This is a genomic window from Castellaniella caeni NBRC 101664 (assembly GCF_001592225.1).
GTDB classification, from domain to species: domain Bacteria; phylum Pseudomonadota; class Gammaproteobacteria; order Burkholderiales; family Burkholderiaceae_B; genus Castellaniella; species Castellaniella caeni.
In genome coordinates this window covers 132,849-147,077 of the sequence record NZ_BCWN01000005.1, presented here as the reverse complement: position 1 = coordinate 147,077, position 14,229 = coordinate 132,849, and the positions used below count along the sequence as shown (strand labels likewise).

Genomic DNA, 14,229 nt, shown 5'->3' with positions numbered 1-14,229 from the left:
ATAAGGGTTAACCCTTAATTAGCCGATTTTGGCCGTGGTACGCGTCATATCCGGCGAGTTGCGGGACTATACTGCCCGGCGATGCCCTCAGGCCCTACCCTGCTCGAGGGCATCGCCATTATGGATCTCTGGGCAGGAACCTCACATGACATCCTCATCATCGGCGGCAGCCATCCAGCTGCCGCCCAACGCACTCAGCGCGGCTCAAGAGGCCGACGACAACCGCTGGACCCCGGGCAAGATTGCCCTCTGGGCCGCCATCTCCCTGCTGGGTGGTATCGCCTGGGCTGTGCTGGCCATCTCGCGCGGTGAAACCATCAACGCCATCTGGTTCGTGCTGGCCGCGGTCTGCACCTACCTCGTCGGCTACCGCTTCTACGCGAAGATGATCGAGCGCCGGGTGGCCCAGCCCGACGACAGCCGGGCAACCCCCGCCGAGTACAACTCCAACGGCCGCGATTTCGTGCCGACCGACCGGGTCGTGCTGTTTGGCCACCACTTTGCCGCCATCGCCGGCGCCGGCCCCCTGGTGGGCCCCGTGCTGGCTGCGCAGATGGGCTATCTGCCCGGCACCCTGTGGATCATCGTGGGCGCCGTACTGGCGGGCTGCGTGCAAGACTACCTGGTGATGTTCTTCTCGATGCGCCGCGGCGGCCGTTCGCTCGGCCAGATGGCGCGCGAAGAGCTGGGCGTGGTGGGCGGCACGGCGGCGCTGGTCGCCACCCTGGCCATCATGATCATCATCGTGGCCATCCTGGCCCTGGTCGTGGTCAACGCGCTGGGCGAATCGCCCTGGGGCGTGTATTCGGTGTCGCTCACCATCCCCATCGCGCTGTTCATGGGCTGCTATCTGCGCTACATCCGGCCGGGCAAGGTACTGGAAGTCTCGCTCATCGGCCTGGCGCTGCTGATGTTCGCCATCATCTCGGGCCGCTGGGTGGCCGAATCCGACTGGGGCAGCGCGCTGTTCCACTTCGACCGCCTTACCCTGGCCTGGGCCATCATCGTCTACGGCTTCATCGCCGCCATCTTGCCGGTGTGGCTGCTGCTGGCGCCACGCGACTACCTGTCCACCTTCATGAAGATCGGCGTGATCGGCCTGCTGGCCCTCGCCATCCTGATCGTGCGTCCGGAAATCACCGTGCCCGCCCTCTCGGAATACGCCAGCCGCGCCGACGGCCCGGTCGTGGCCGGATCGTTGTTCCCCTTCCTCTTCGTCACCATCGCCTGCGGGGCCTTGTCGGGCTTTCACGCGCTGATTTCTTCGGGCACCACGCCCAAGCTGGTGGAAAAGGAAAAACAGACCCGCTTCCTGGGATACGGCGGCATGCTGATGGAATCGCTGGTGGCCATCATGGCGCTGGTGGCGGCCATCTCGATCGACCGCGGTATCTACTTCGCCATGAATACCTCGATGGCGGCCACGGGCGGCACGGTGGACACGGCGGTAGCCTTCGTCAACAGCCTCGGGCTGGCCGGGGTCAACCTGACCCCCGGCATGCTCACCGAGCTGGCGCACAACGTGGGTGAAACCAGCATTATTTCCCGCACGGGCGGCGCCCCCACGCTGTCGGTGGGCATCGCGCACATCATGCACCAATGGTTTGGCGGCACCGCCATGATGGGCTTCTGGTATCACTTCGCCATCATGTTCGAGGCGCTGTTCATTCTGACCGCCGTCGATGCCGGCACCCGCGTGGCGCGTTTCATGCTGCAAGACACCATCGGCAATTTCTTCCCGAAATTCAAGGACATGTCCTGGCGTCCCGGCGCCTGGCTGTGCACCGCCATCATGGTGGTGGGTTGGGGCTACATCCTGATCCTGGGCGTGACCGACCCACTGGGCGGCATCAACACCTTCTTCCCGCTGTTCGGCATCGCCAACCAGCTGCTGGCCGCCATCGCGCTGGCCGTGGTGCTGGCCATCGTGGCCAAGCGCGGCAACTTCCGCTACCTGTGGGTGGTGGCGGGGCCGCTGGTGTTCATCGCCATCATCACCATCTGGGCGTCGTGGGAAAAGATCTTCTCCAAGATCCCGGCGGTGAGCTACTGGGCACAGCACGAAGCCTTCAAGAACGCGCTGGCGTCGGGCAAGACCAGCTTCGGCACAGCCAAGACGGTCGAAGCCATGCAGGCCGTGGTGCGCAACACCTTCGTGCAGGGCTCGCTGTCGGTGGTCTTCGTGCTGCTGGCCATGATTGTCATGGGCACAGCGGTGCTGGCCGCCTGGCGCGCCTGGCAGCGCACGCACGAAGGCTCGAACACCGAAGACCCGCACGTGGAGTCGCGCCTGTTTGCCCCTGCGGGGCTGCTGCCCACGGCGTCCGAAAAGGCCCTGCTGGCCCGCTGGGACACCGTGCCCGCCTCGGCCATGCCCGCGGTGATGGGACACTGAGATGCTGAATACTGTCCAGCCCGGCCAGCGCCGCCGCCTTGGCGGGCTGGGCCAGTTCTTCAAGGGCATCCTGCGCGCCGATGCGTACCAGAAATACCTGGAACACATGGCGCGCACCCACCCCGAACAGACGCCCGTGTCAGAACGCCAGTTCTGGCGCGAGCGCTACGACTGGGAAGACCGCAACCCGCAGGGGCGCTGCTGCTGATTGTTCAGACCAGACAATGAGGGCCAGGCATGAACCCCAGACAGCACCTCGCCAGCATCCCGATCCTTGATCTTGGCCAGGTCTACGACCAGCGCTACGCCGACGCCGACTTTCACTACGACGGCCACGATCGTCTCTCTGAATTCTTCGGTCGCAGCGTGGCGGCACACCGCCACGACCGCTTCTTCCAGATCCACTACATCCACAACGGCCACGTCCATCTGTACCTGGACGATCTTCAATACCGCCTGGATGGCCCCCTGTGCTTTTTCACCCCGCCTGGCGTTCCCCACGCCTTCGTCACCGACGCGGCCAGCGAGGGCCAGGTCATCACCGCGCGCCAGCAGCTGGTATGGCAGCTGTTCGAAAACGAAGCAGCCCTGTCGCTTCGGCTGAACCAGCCGTTGTGCGTCGGCCTGAGCGAGCAGCGGGGCGACGCGGCCCGCAGCGCGGCTCACCTGGCACCATTGTTTCAACAGGTGGCTGACGAGTTCGTCGGTCGGCGCGACGGCCGCGCAGACAATCTGCTGGCCCTGCTGCGCCTGATTCTGGCCAACCTGCTGTCACTGATCGAGCGGCCACAGCACGACAGCCCCGTGCCAGCCCAGGATCTGATGCAATTTCACCGTTTCAACCAGCTGATAGAGGCCCACTACACCCAGCACTGGTCACTGCAGCGCTACGCCGACACGCTGGGCCTGACCACCGCGCGGCTCAACCTGATCTGCCGCCGACTGGCGAGCATGCCGTCCAAACAATTGATCTTCGAGCGCCAGCTGCAAGAAGCCAAGCGTCTGCTGCTGCACAGCGGCCAACCCGTCAGCCAGATCTGCTTTGCCCTGGGTTTCCGCGACCCAGCTTACTTCTCGCGCTTCTTTCGGCATCACGTCGGCATCCCGCCTCGCGACTACGCATCACAGCATGCACAGGGCAGATAGCCTTACGAAAAATCCAAGTTTAACGACGAAAGCTGCATTCAATATCCCGCCAGATCACTTCTATCATAGTGACTCCAACAATGAATGACCGTGGAGACACCATGCCCTTCGAGCCCCCCACTCGCCCCCCTTGCACGCCCATGGCGGCAGTCACTGCCTGAAAGGAGCCATCGCATGCAATACCACCTGAACGGCTTCAAGCCCGGCAATTACGAAATCCCCGATGTTGCGCGCGAGCCCGCGCCCTTGCCGTCCACGATCGATCTGCCCGCTGAAGTCGATGTGCTGATCGTCGGCTGCGGCCCGGCAGGCCTGGCGCTGGCGCGACAGCTGGCGGATTTTGCCGACATCAAGACCTGCATCGTCGAACAGAAACCCGGGCCGATGCTGTTTGGCCAGGCCGACGGCATTTCCTGCCGCACCATGGAAATCATGGAAGCCTTCAACAGCAGCGAGCTGCTGGTGAAAGAAGCCTACCAGTTGCACCAGAACGCCTTCTGGGAACCCGACACGCACAATCCGCAAGAGATCAAGCGCACGCACAAGGTGGCGGACGCACGGCTGGGGCTGTCCGAATTCACCCATGGGGTCGTCAACCAGGCACGCCTGCACGACATTTTGCTCGACGGAATGGCGCAGTCGGTCACGCACCTGGCCCCGCATTACAACCGCCGCCTGCTGGGGCTGGCGGTGGACGAGACCCTGGCGCAAGACCTGGGTGCCCACCCGATCACGGCCCGCTTCGAGCGCGCCGACGCCGGGCAATCGGGCAAGACCGAAACCATCAAGGCCCGCTACGTGGTGGGCTGCGACGGCGCCCACAGCGCGGTGCGCAAGAGCCTGGGCATCCAGCTGCAAGGCGACTCGGCCAACAAGGCCTGGGGCGTGATGGACGTGCTGCCGGTGACAAACTTCCCGGACATCCGGGTCAAGAGTTTCATCCAGTCGAAAGACAAGGGCGCGGTCATGCTGGTGCCGCGCGAAGGCGGCTACCTGGTGCGCCTGTACGTCGAGCTCGACCTGCTGGACAAGGATCAGCGCGCCTCGCAGCTGCACCTGAACGCCGATCACATCATTGCCCGGGCCAAACAGATCTTCAATCCGTACCAATTGGACATCAAAGAGGTGGCTTGGTGGTCGATCTATGAAGTGGGGCAGCGTGTCGCCGACCGCTTCGACGACACGCCGACCGACAAACCGGCCCCGCGGATTCCCCGCGCCTTCGTGGCAGGCGATGCCTGCCACACCCACAGCCCGAAAGGGGGCTGGGGCCTGAACACGTCGCTGCCGGACACCTTCAACCTGGGCTGGAAGCTGGCGGCGGTACTGCAGGGCAAGGCGCACCCGAAACTGCTGCAAACGTACGAGACAGAACGCCGCAAGGTGGCTTTCATGCTGATCAACGCCGACCGCGAAATGTCGGCCCTGGTCGCCACCCGCCCAAAGGCCGAAAAGCACGCCGCCACGGCCAGAACCAGCACCGCCGACATCGAAAAATTCATCGCCCGGCAAAACGGTTTCATCGCTGGCACCTCGATCGGCTACGACGCATCCTGGCTGTGCACGGGGCACGAGCACCAGGCGCTGGCCAGCGGGCTTCTCATCGGGCAGCGCTTTCATTCCGCCGTCGCCGTGCGAGTGGCGGACGGCCGCCCGGTACAGCTGGGACACCTGAACAAAGCGGATGGCCGCTGGCGCATTTTCATCTTCGGTGATGCGAAAAGCCCACTGGAGGCGGACTCCAGGGCGCGCGGCCTCGTACGCTTCCTGGCCGACGCAGAGGCTTCTCCGGTGCGGCAATACACGCCGACAGGTGCCGATGTCGATGCGCTCATCGACGTCTGCGCGGTGTTCCAGCAGCAAGACCTGGCCATTGAAGACATGCCCGACTTCCTCTGGCCCGCCAAGGGGAAATACGGCCTGCGCGATTATGAAAAGGTCTTCCAGACCAGCGCGGCACACGACATCTTCGACCAGCGCGGCATCCAACGCCCAACGGGCTGCATGGTGGTGGTGCGCCCGGATCAGCACATCGCCACCATCCTGCCGCTGGACGCCTATGGCGAACTGAGCCGGTTCTTTGACGCCTTCATGCTGAAATAAGGCGCCCGGGCAGCCAGAGGGCATCCGTGGCAAGCTCTCTGGCGGCGCTGAACGTACTCGGGCTTCTCGCTGTGGCTACGCCCGCATTCGATCCAGCAGCTGGACGGACGCTATCCTGTCCGCCTTGGGCATGCCTACAGCAACGAAGCGCCGAGATACTGATCAGACCAAATAAATAACATAGATGTTCCTTTGCTCCATATAATGAAACATCTATGTTTGGTGTCGATATGCCCAAAAGAACCGCCACTGCACAGATCATCAACCTCGACGTCCTCGACAAAGTCGCGATGTGGGGCAAGTGCGTCCGAATCCAGCGAGTCAAGCAACGCATCCTGGCAGACGACTTCTGCCGTCGCATCTTCGTCTCGCGCCCAACGCTCAGGCGCCTGGAGCAAGGTGATCCAGGGGTGTCCGCGACAACATACCTGGCTGCGCTGAACGTGCTGGGTCTCCTCAATGTCGCAGCGCCGGACATCGACCCCGCGCTCTACCAGGGCAACCAAGCCATACGGGCACGCCTGCCAACGGGGTTCGACGATGATTTCTGACCGCTGCTACATCTACCTGGAGCACCCCCACACCCAAGAATGGGTGACGGTCGGCCGATATGGGATGTCCAGCGAAGGAATCGGCTACTTTCAGTACGCCTCAAGCTACCTCGACGCCCCACTCCCCGTCCCTATTGACCCGATCAACCTGCCCCTGGGCCATGCGCCTATTCCCGCATTACGCTATGACGGGGTACATGATGCGCTTCGAGACGCCTGCCCCGACTCATGGGGAAGAACACTGCTCAAGCGGCAATTTGGCCTGTCCGAGAACGCGACCCATATTGCTTATTTGCTCAAGGCAAGCAACGCAGATCGATGGGGAAGCCTGGCCGTTGGAACCTCACGCAAACCGGCGATTGCACACCTCAATAGCCCCAGGCTGCCTGACCTCGAAAAGTTGACCCGCGAGCTGATTGCCATCAGCGACCGATTACCCGCGGTCGACGCCCGATTACGCCGACAAATCCTGGCTACTCCCAGCCTGGGCGGAGCGCGGCCCAAAGCCACCGTGCGAGACGACCGCTTTTTTTGGCTTGCAAAACCAGTCCTGCCAAGCGATGTCATCGATACGCCCCTGCTTGAGCACGCCATGCAGCAATGGGCTAGCGAAGCAGGCCTGTATTTTGCGCCGACCCAGTACACCTCTTTTTCCAAGGCCAGAGGAACAGGGCTTTCTGTACTCCTGTCCCAGCGCTTCGACCGCCATGCCGGGCATCGTCGGATGACACTGAGTGCAGCCTCCATGCTGCAGGCTGAATATCCAAATTCCACGCCCGAACAGACCCGCCGATGGAGTTACCCACGGCTGGCCGATGCCCTCGTCCAAGTAGGAGCGCCAGTACAAGACCGAATCGAACTATTTGATCGCATGGCCTTCAATGCCATCATTGGCAATAACGACGATCACCCAAGAAATCACGCCATCTACTATGACGCCGAGAACAGTGGCTGGCGCCTGTCCCCGGCCTTTGATGTAGTCCCCGAGACTACCTTCGCACCCATTGACTTATCGATGCGACTGAGCCGGGACAGCAACGCGATCTCACGACAGAACATCCTGGCCCAGGCCACGCGATTTGGTTTTGACAGCCCACAGCAGGCCAGTGCTCATCTGCACGCCCTGGCGCACAAGTTTGTCACTTCCTACACAAAAATCCAGCGACTGCTCACCCCAGAACTGGCCGAAATCATGAGACAACGGCTGACGCATTCTCTGTCCCTCCTTGAGATCGAGTAACAGGGGGAAAGAGTACAATTCCGGCTGATTTATTGTGACATTTCATAACGTGAAATCAGCCCCCCCCTCTTACAGAACCCCGCACATAAAGTCAAGCACCTAGGGCTGAAATATCGTCCAGATATCGACGGGCTGCGCGCCCTGGCCGTGCTGGCGGTCGTCATCTATCACTATGCTCCGGGCAAGTTTCCGGGCGGGTTCATCGGGGTTGATCTCTTTTTCGTCATCAGCGGCTACCTGATCACGGGCATCTTGCTAAAAGCGTTCGAGACGCACAGCTTCAGTCTGCTGGACTTCTACCAGCGCCGCATCAAGCGGATTTTTCCTGCGCTGGCGGCCATTTTGCTGTTCTGCCTGATCGCTGGCTGGCTGCTGCTCTTTGCATCCGAATTCGCGGCACTGGGCAAGCACATGGCAGCCGGGGCCGGATTCGTACAAAATCTGGTGCTCTGGCGCGAGGCCGGGTACTTTGATGTCTCCGCTTTGCACAAACCCCTGCTGCACCTCTGGAGCCTGGCGGTCGAAGAGCAGTTCTATATCGTCTGGCCGCTGACACTGTGGCTGGTTTTACGCTGGCGCTGGCACGTGACCGTTTCAATACTGGTGTTTGCCGGGCTCTCGTTTGCCCTGAATCTGTGGGGGGTTGCCTCCGATCACACCATCCCTACCTTCTACCTGCCAGTCACGCGCGCCTGGGAACTGATGGCAGGCGCCGCCCTGGCCGCCTGGCACCATCCGCATGGCCGACGCGACAACACCCCCATGTCGCACAGTAGCTCCATCCTCGGTCTGGCGTTGATCGTGCTGGGGTTCATTTTCACACGTCCGGATCGGGGCTTCCCTGGGCTCTGGGGCTTGCTGCCGGTCACAGGGGCCGTTTTGCTGATTTACGCCGGCCCTACTGCGTTCATCAACCAGCGGGCCTTGTCGCTCAAACCCGTGGTCTGGATGGGCCTGATCAGCTACCCGCTATACCTCTGGCATTGGGTTTTGTGGTCGCTGGCGGCCATGGTCACCGCAGGTGCCGATCTGTTCGTCCTACGCATCATCAAACTGGTGGCGTTCCCGCTTTCCCTGGCCCTAGCCTGGGTCACCTACCGGTATCTGGAACAGCCCATCCGCACGCACGGCGGGCTCAAGACGAGCAAAGGGCTGGTCATCGCCGTGACTGCACTGGGACTGGGCGGACTGACAATCAACCTAACAGGTGGGCTGGCCCAACGACCATTGAGCCTGATCAATCCCCATGCCAAGCAGCTGCTGGCCTCCATGGACGAAGATGCCAAGGCCCCCAAATGTTTCAATCTGATAAAGGGGGCGACCCTGGCCAAAACTTGGTCGTGCGAACTGGGCGACCCACAGGCAAAACGGTGGATCATGGCATATGGCGACAGTCACGCCCGCAGCCTCATCCCGGCCCTGGACACCTACGGCCGCCAGCAGCACATCCGCGTGGTGTTCTCGGGCATCAGCGGCTGCCCTGCTCTGCTGGGCATTTCCATTCTCGACGGGCGCGATAAGGTAGAAGGCCCTGCCTGTCTAGAACTGGCACGGCGTGCGGCGGCACTGGCGGATGAAAACCACGCAGCGGGCGTAGTTCTGGTACAGCGCTGGTCATATTACTTGGGCGGCACTACCAAACCAGACGAACACATACGCGTCCAAACAAAGATCCAGGCCCATGACGATGGCGGCAATTTCTCATCTTCTTTCGCGGCCCAAGCAGTAGCATACGGGCTGAAGACAACGGTCACCCGCTATTATCGGTTAGGGATTCCCGTGCTTCTGCTGAAAGATAACCCCCAGCAACCCGCTGAATTCCCCTCCTGGATTGTCCGCTTTGGAAACACGATCAACCTGGCAGCCCTCAACCGCGCCTCAGTAACACTTGCCGAACACGCGCGCAACCAGGGGCCCGCCAACCGCCTGCTCGAAGCCATTGCCAGGCAATACCCCAACGTACGGCTGCTGAACTCAGATGCCGCCCTGTGCAATGCCAGCCAGTGCCCCTGGTTCACGGACGGAAAATCTTTATATTTCGACGACGACCACCTCAGCATCACAGGAGCCATGCGCGTCTATCCCCTCTTGGCGCAAGCGCTGGACGGCCTGTTGCATATCCAGCAGCCTCAGTAAGCAGTCCAGGCGCACGCAGGCGATCCAAAATCAGCCATGCGCCTGCTGCGCCCGAATCTCGTCATATAAGGCATCCGGAGCCAGGTCAAGGTCATCAAACCAAGTGACGGCCCCCAGTACGACATGCGCCCGAGCAAACACAGCGGGATCAGCAAGAACAGAGAAAACCCCCGCGCCCGGACTATGAACCTTGGCTGCCAGAGACACGATACCTTCGGTGCCATCCAGAAAACGCACCCAAAGGCGAAACCCCGGCAAGGCCTGGACAGCCTCGACGCGCCAGGGTTGACGTAAACGTATCGGGAGGCTTACCAGAAGGCTCGAATCTTCTTGAGTGGCTGATTGCTCTGACATAGCTTCCAATTCTCTGATAGACCGGCTTGATGTAATCGCCCCCATTTCTGGATCAAGCTCAGCGTACGACCAGGCATTTCGCCCTGAAGTACTTGCATCGTTCGAATATCGATCAACACTTCATACCCTGCATACAAGGCATGGAAGTGTGGAGGGGCATGATCATCCCAGAACATCTGAATCAAGATGCCATCAAACATGCTGATCGTCGGCATCCCGTTACCCTATTAGACGCTGGATTACCTGAAGATCATAGGGGCACTGATCGGCCAGCCCAACCAAAATAAGGACAAATACCTCCACCAACGCTGTGTCAGCATCCATCCCCTTCGCGACATGGGCTTTCAAGCTCTGCTGCGGCGAAGCTGCTAGGATGATGGCCCGCTTCCCTTTGTTGCACCATCATGGCTAGAAAGCTCAGTCTTGCTTGCGTCTGGATCCTCGCGATCCTGTGCTATGTCATCCCCTATTGGGTGCTCGACGACACCAACGCCTGGTATGGCAGCTTCCTGTTCTGGACGCTGACGGGGGTGCTGGTGATCATCTGCAACCTGATCGCCACGCGCGGCTTCACGGAGCAAGACCAATGAGCGCGACGGCAATCTGGATCGGGGTGCTCATTTACCTCGTCGTCTCGGTAAGCGTGGCCTGGCTGTCGCGCGACGAATCCACCAATGGCCGCAGCGTCAGCATGTCGGGCTATTTTCTCGGGGCACGGCGCTTTGGCGGCTTCGTCTCGGCGCTCAGCTACAGCGCCACCACATACAGCGCCTTCATGATGGTGGGGCTGGCGGGCCTGACCTACACCGCCGGGGTGGGCGCCTTTGGTTTCGAGATCGTCTACTTTGTCGGGGTGTCGCTGGTGGCGGTCTTTGGCCCGCGCTTCTGGCGCGTGGGCAAGGCGTACGATTTCATCACCCCCAGCGAAATGCTGGGGCACCGCTACCAAAGCAAGCCGGTGGCGGTCTCGACGGCACTCACCAATTGCCTGTTCCTCATCCCCTACGCCGCCGTGCAGCTGGCGGGCGTGGGCTACCTGCTGGCAGGCATGAGCGACGGCGCCATCAGCTTCACCACGGGCACCGTGTTCGCCACCATCGTGGCCCTGGTGTTTTCCTACATCGCCGGCATGCGCTCGGTGATGTGGACGGACGCCCTGCAGGCCGCCTTCATGCTGGTGTCGGCGTTTGCCGTCGCCTTGCTGGTCGTGCACCACCTGGGCGGGCTGTCGGCCATGTTTGGGCAGCTGGCCCAGGTCAAGGGCCAGGTGCTCACGGTGCCCGGGCCGGGCTTTTTCTCGTTTGCCACCTTTCTGGGCCTGACGCTGCCTTGGTTCTTCTTCAGCCTGTCCAACCCGCAGGTCAGCCAGCGGCTGTTCATGCCCAAGTCGCTGCCCGCCCTGCGCCTGATGCTGATCGGCTTTCTCTGCTTTGGCCTGGTGTACACCCTGGTGTCGGTCACCTGGGGGTTCGGCGCCCTGCTGACGCTGCCCGGCCTGCCCAAGGCCGACCTGGCCACGCCCCGGCTGCTGGCTTCGAACGTCGTGCCGCCCGTGCTGGCCGAGGTCGTCATGATCGGCATCCTGGCCGCCGCCATTTCCACCATCGACTCGATCATGCTGACGCTGTCGTCGATGTTGTCGCGCGACGTCTACGCGCATGCGGCAGGCCACCGGGACGACGCCCGCCAGGTGCGCTTTGGCAAGTGGGTGCTGGCCGTCATTGCCGTGCTGGCGCTGATCTTCGCCGAACTGCAGCTGAACCTGATTGCCGTGCTGTCGGTGGCCGCCTCCACCGGGCTGGCCGTGACAGTGCCCGCCATCGTCGGCGCCTTCTACTGGCGCCGGGGCACGGCCGCCGGGGCGCTGGCCAGTATCCTGGGCGGCAGCGCCGCTGTACTGCTGCTGTTTGCCAGCGGCCTGCATCCCCTGGGCCTGTCGGCGGGGGTGTGGGTGCTGCCCGTGTCGATCGTGCTCTTTGTTGGCGTCAGCCTGTGCACAAAAGCGCCCACCAAGACGGCGGACGAGTTCATCGCCCATTCGCAGTGGATGAAGGTCTGATGGCGAAGCCTGCGCGCTTGCCAGGCTTGGTGTATGGCTGCACGGTGCTCAGGCACCCTGCGTACGAATACATGGATCATGGATGACCGCCAAAGACGTCCGACTTTTCGTGCGCACCTTCAGATCGGGCATTGTCACGCCGCACCAACAAAGCGCCAAGACCTTCTTGATTTACAAGCATAATTCTGCGAAAATTCAAAGCTTGGCCTAGGTGCATACGGCATGTAGGCCATTTTTGGCATCCCTGGTGTCTTTGCAAAACGGCTTGCGCCACCTTCTGGCGCGGCCCTGGCACCCGGAATTTTCACAGGAAAACCCCATGTACGCGGTCATAAAAACCGGCGGCAAACAGTATCGTGTTTGCGCTGGCCAGAAACTGAAAATCGAACAGATACCGGCTGACATTGGGCAAGAAATCTCGCTTGACCAGGTTCTCTCGGTTGGCGAAGGCGACACGCTGAAGATCGGCACGCCCTTCGTCGCTGGTGCTGCCGTCAAAGCCACCGTTCTTGCGCAAGGTCGTCACGACAAGGTCAAAATCTTCAAGATGCGCCGGCGCAAGCACTACCAGAAGCACCAAGGTCATCGTCAGAACTACACTGAAATCCGCATCGACGCCGTTGCGGCCTAAGTCAGTCAAGGAGCACAATCATGGCACACAAAAAGGGCGGCGGCTCAACGCGTAACGGCCGCGACTCCGAATCGAAACGACTGGGCGTGAAAGTCTACGGCGGCCAGGCCATCCTGGCAGGCGGCATCATCGTCCGCCAGCGCGGGACCCAGTTTCACCCCGGCGTGAACGTCGGTATCGGCAAAGACCACACCCTGTTCTCGCTGGTCGATGGCACGGTGCAGTTCTCGATCAAGGGCGCGCTCAACAAGCGCACGGTCTCGGTCAACGCTGTCAGCTGACCACCGCTTGATTGACGAAAGGCCCTGCTTTGGCGGGGTCTTTTTGTTTGTGTTTTTCTCTAGAATGACGCTTTCTGGCCATCTGGCCCGAAATCCCAGGCCTGGCCATCAGGCAGGCGTGTTGCACAGCGGCCCGCCACACCGGAACCACCATCATGAAATTCGTAGACGAAGCCACCATTGAAGTCGTTGCAGGCAAGGGCGGCAATGGCGTCGCCAGCTTCCGCCGGGAAAAATTCATCCCCATGGGCGGGCCCGACGGCGGCGATGGCGGCCGGGGGGGTTCCATCATCGCCGTGGCCGACCGCAACATCAACACCCTCATCGACTACCGCTACGCCCGCCTGCACCGCGCCAAAAACGGCGAAAACGGCCGCGGCTCCGACCAATACGGGGCGGGCGCACCCGACATCGTCCTGCGCGTGCCCGTGGGCACCGTGGTACACGACGCCGATACCGGCGTGCAGCTGTTCGACCTCGACAAGCATGGCGACAAGGTCACCCTCGCGGCGGGCGGTTCAGGCGGCCTGGGCAATCTGCACTTCAAGTCCAGCACCAACCGGGCACCGCGCCAGTTCACCCCGGGGCGCGAGGGCGAACAACGGCGCCTGCGGCTCGAACTGAAAGTGCTGGCCGACGTGGGCCTGCTGGGCATGCCCAACGCGGGCAAGTCCACGCTCATCACACGCGTCTCCAACGCCAAGCCCAAGATCGCCGACTACCCCTTCACCACGCTGCATCCCAATCTGGGCGTGGTGCGCACCTCGCCCGCGCACAGCTTCGTCATCGCCGACATCCCCGGGCTCATCGAAGGCGCCTCGGAAGGCGCCGGGCTGGGTCATCAATTCTTGCGCCACCTCAGCCGCACCCGGGTCTTGCTGCACCTGCTGGACGTGCACTCGCCCGACCCCGATGTCGATGCCTGCGCCCAGGCCATCCTCGATGCCCAGGCCATCGTGCGCGAACTGGGGCGCTACAGCCCCGAACTCGCCGCCAAGCCGCGCTGGCTGGTGCTCAACAAGCTCGACATGGTCGAAGACGCCGCCGCCGTGCAGGCGCGCATCTGCCGCGAGCTGAACTGGGATGGCCCTGTATTCGGCATTTCGGCGCTGACTGGCGAAGGCACGCAAGCCCTCACAGGCGCGCTGCAGGCCTGGCTCGACGAGCAGCTGCGCGCCGAGCACGCACACGACGACGATCCGCGCTTCACCAGGGACAACAACCCCGACGCCGACCCCGCCTGAGCCGACCCCGCGACGGGTGTCCAGCCCGCCAGGGCCGCCGACGCGGGCCACGTCAGGCCGGCTCCGCTATGTCATCCGCAGCGCGCTAC

At 62.2% G+C, this 14,229-nt stretch carries 14 protein-coding genes; 12 read left to right on the top strand and 2 right to left on the bottom strand.

Translation table 11 applies throughout. The annotated features are described in order from the left end of the window. The first annotated feature begins 145 nt into the window (after nucleotides 1-145). The 7 genes from CCA01S_RS05115 (at nucleotide 146) to CCA01S_RS05085 (ending at nucleotide 9,571) form a co-directional block, all read left to right on the top strand. Nucleotides 146-2,395, top strand: coding sequence for a carbon starvation CstA family protein (locus CCA01S_RS05115; protein WP_066454988.1), 2,250 nt, complete (start codon nucleotides 146-148; stop codon nucleotides 2,393-2,395). A 1-nt stretch (nucleotide 2,396) separates the two neighbouring features. Next, nucleotides 2,397-2,603: a YbdD/YjiX family protein gene (locus tag CCA01S_RS05110; protein WP_066454985.1), complete on the top strand. Its 207-nt coding sequence runs from the start codon at nucleotides 2,397-2,399 to the stop codon at nucleotides 2,601-2,603. Between the two features lie 29 nt (nucleotides 2,604-2,632). Further along, on the top strand, nucleotides 2,633-3,541 hold the full coding sequence (gene hpaA / locus CCA01S_RS05105) for a 4-hydroxyphenylacetate catabolism regulatory protein HpaA (protein ID WP_066454982.1): 909 nt from the start codon (nucleotides 2,633-2,635) through the stop codon (nucleotides 3,539-3,541). A 174-nt stretch (nucleotides 3,542-3,715) separates the two neighbouring features. Further along, entirely contained in the window at nucleotides 3,716-5,644 is a 1,929-nt protein-coding gene (locus CCA01S_RS05100) for an FAD-dependent monooxygenase (protein ID WP_066454980.1), read from the top strand. A 215-nt stretch (nucleotides 5,645-5,859) separates the two neighbouring features. Then, nucleotides 5,860-6,195, top strand: coding sequence for a helix-turn-helix domain-containing protein (locus tag CCA01S_RS05095; protein WP_066454978.1), 336 nt, complete (start codon nucleotides 5,860-5,862; stop codon nucleotides 6,193-6,195). After that, entirely contained in the window at nucleotides 6,185-7,435 is a 1,251-nt protein-coding gene (locus tag CCA01S_RS05090; protein ID WP_066454976.1) for a type II toxin-antitoxin system HipA family toxin, read from the top strand. Before CCA01S_RS05095 ends, CCA01S_RS05090 begins: the two co-directional genes overlap by 11 nt. 54 nt (nucleotides 7,436-7,489) lie before the next feature. Next, nucleotides 7,490-9,571, top strand: a complete 2,082-nt coding sequence (locus CCA01S_RS05085; protein ID WP_084386504.1) for an acyltransferase family protein — start codon at nucleotides 7,490-7,492, stop codon at nucleotides 9,569-9,571. Nucleotides 9,572-9,601: 30 nt separating this feature from the next. Here the strand turns inward: CCA01S_RS05085 and CCA01S_RS15205 are convergent, their stop codons facing one another. Both CCA01S_RS15205 and CCA01S_RS05080 read right to left on the bottom strand, forming a co-directional pair. Beyond that, nucleotides 9,602-9,925 (bottom strand): DUF2442 domain-containing protein, encoded by a 324-nt coding sequence (locus CCA01S_RS15205; RefSeq protein ID WP_084386502.1) that lies wholly within the window; start codon nucleotides 9,923-9,925, stop codon nucleotides 9,602-9,604. Next, on the bottom strand, nucleotides 9,880-10,140 hold the full coding sequence (locus CCA01S_RS05080; protein WP_066454970.1) for a DUF4160 domain-containing protein: 261 nt from the start codon (nucleotides 10,138-10,140) through the stop codon (nucleotides 9,880-9,882). The genes CCA01S_RS15205 and CCA01S_RS05080 overlap by 46 nt, the downstream gene beginning before the upstream one ends. A 189-nt stretch (nucleotides 10,141-10,329) precedes the next feature. On the opposite strand from CCA01S_RS05080, the gene CCA01S_RS05075 reads away from it, so the two are divergent. From CCA01S_RS05075 to obgE, 5 genes are all read left to right on the top strand, one after another. Beyond that, entirely contained in the window at nucleotides 10,330-10,515 is a 186-nt protein-coding gene (locus CCA01S_RS05075) for a hypothetical protein (RefSeq protein WP_066454964.1), read from the top strand. Then, the gene (locus CCA01S_RS05070; protein WP_066454962.1) at nucleotides 10,512-11,984 is read left to right on the top strand and encodes a sodium:solute symporter family protein; all 1,473 of its coding nucleotides are present in this window, start codon (nucleotides 10,512-10,514) and stop codon (nucleotides 11,982-11,984) included. The genes CCA01S_RS05075 and CCA01S_RS05070 overlap by 4 nt, the downstream gene beginning before the upstream one ends. A gap of 319 nt (nucleotides 11,985-12,303) precedes the next feature. Then, entirely contained in the window at nucleotides 12,304-12,615 is a 312-nt protein-coding gene (gene rplU / locus CCA01S_RS05065; RefSeq protein WP_066454957.1) for a 50S ribosomal protein L21, read from the top strand. Between the two features lie 20 nt (nucleotides 12,616-12,635). Then, nucleotides 12,636-12,896: a 50S ribosomal protein L27 gene (rpmA, locus tag CCA01S_RS05060; RefSeq protein ID WP_066454955.1), complete on the top strand. Its 261-nt coding sequence runs from the start codon at nucleotides 12,636-12,638 to the stop codon at nucleotides 12,894-12,896. Between the two features lie 155 nt (nucleotides 12,897-13,051). Beyond that, a complete protein-coding gene (gene obgE, locus CCA01S_RS05055) occupies nucleotides 13,052-14,140 on the top strand; it encodes a GTPase ObgE (protein WP_066454953.1) in 1,089 nt (362 codons plus the stop codon). The last annotated feature ends 89 nt before the right edge of the window (nucleotides 14,141-14,229 follow it).

What these genes read in the sequence shown, in the direction of transcription:
- CCA01S_RS05090 (WP_066454976.1), top strand. Translation starts at nt 6,185, where the DNA reads ATGATTTCTGACCGCTGCTACATCTACCTGGAGCACCCCCACACCCAA.
- CCA01S_RS15205 (WP_084386502.1), bottom strand. Translation starts at nt 9,925, where the DNA reads ATGTCAGAGCAATCAGCCACTCAAGAAGATTCGAGCCTTCTGGTAAGC.
- CCA01S_RS05075 (WP_066454964.1), top strand. Translation starts at nt 10,330, where the DNA reads ATGGCTAGAAAGCTCAGTCTTGCTTGCGTCTGGATCCTCGCGATCCTG.
- obgE (WP_066454953.1), top strand. Translation starts at nt 13,052, where the DNA reads ATGAAATTCGTAGACGAAGCCACCATTGAAGTCGTTGCAGGCAAGGGC.
- CCA01S_RS05070 (WP_066454962.1), top strand. Translation starts at nt 10,512, where the DNA reads ATGAGCGCGACGGCAATCTGGATCGGGGTGCTCATTTACCTCGTCGTC.
- CCA01S_RS05080 (WP_066454970.1), bottom strand. Translation starts at nt 10,140, where the DNA reads ATGCCGACGATCAGCATGTTTGATGGCATCTTGATTCAGATGTTCTGG.
- rplU (WP_066454957.1), top strand. Translation starts at nt 12,304, where the DNA reads ATGTACGCGGTCATAAAAACCGGCGGCAAACAGTATCGTGTTTGCGCT.
- rpmA (WP_066454955.1), top strand. Translation starts at nt 12,636, where the DNA reads ATGGCACACAAAAAGGGCGGCGGCTCAACGCGTAACGGCCGCGACTCC.
- CCA01S_RS05100 (WP_066454980.1), top strand. Translation starts at nt 3,716, where the DNA reads ATGCAATACCACCTGAACGGCTTCAAGCCCGGCAATTACGAAATCCCC.
- CCA01S_RS05110 (WP_066454985.1), top strand. Translation starts at nt 2,397, where the DNA reads ATGCTGAATACTGTCCAGCCCGGCCAGCGCCGCCGCCTTGGCGGGCTG.
- CCA01S_RS05095 (WP_066454978.1), top strand. Translation starts at nt 5,860, where the DNA reads ATGTTTGGTGTCGATATGCCCAAAAGAACCGCCACTGCACAGATCATC.
- CCA01S_RS05115 (WP_066454988.1), top strand. Translation starts at nt 146, where the DNA reads ATGACATCCTCATCATCGGCGGCAGCCATCCAGCTGCCGCCCAACGCA.
- hpaA (WP_066454982.1), top strand. Translation starts at nt 2,633, where the DNA reads ATGAACCCCAGACAGCACCTCGCCAGCATCCCGATCCTTGATCTTGGC.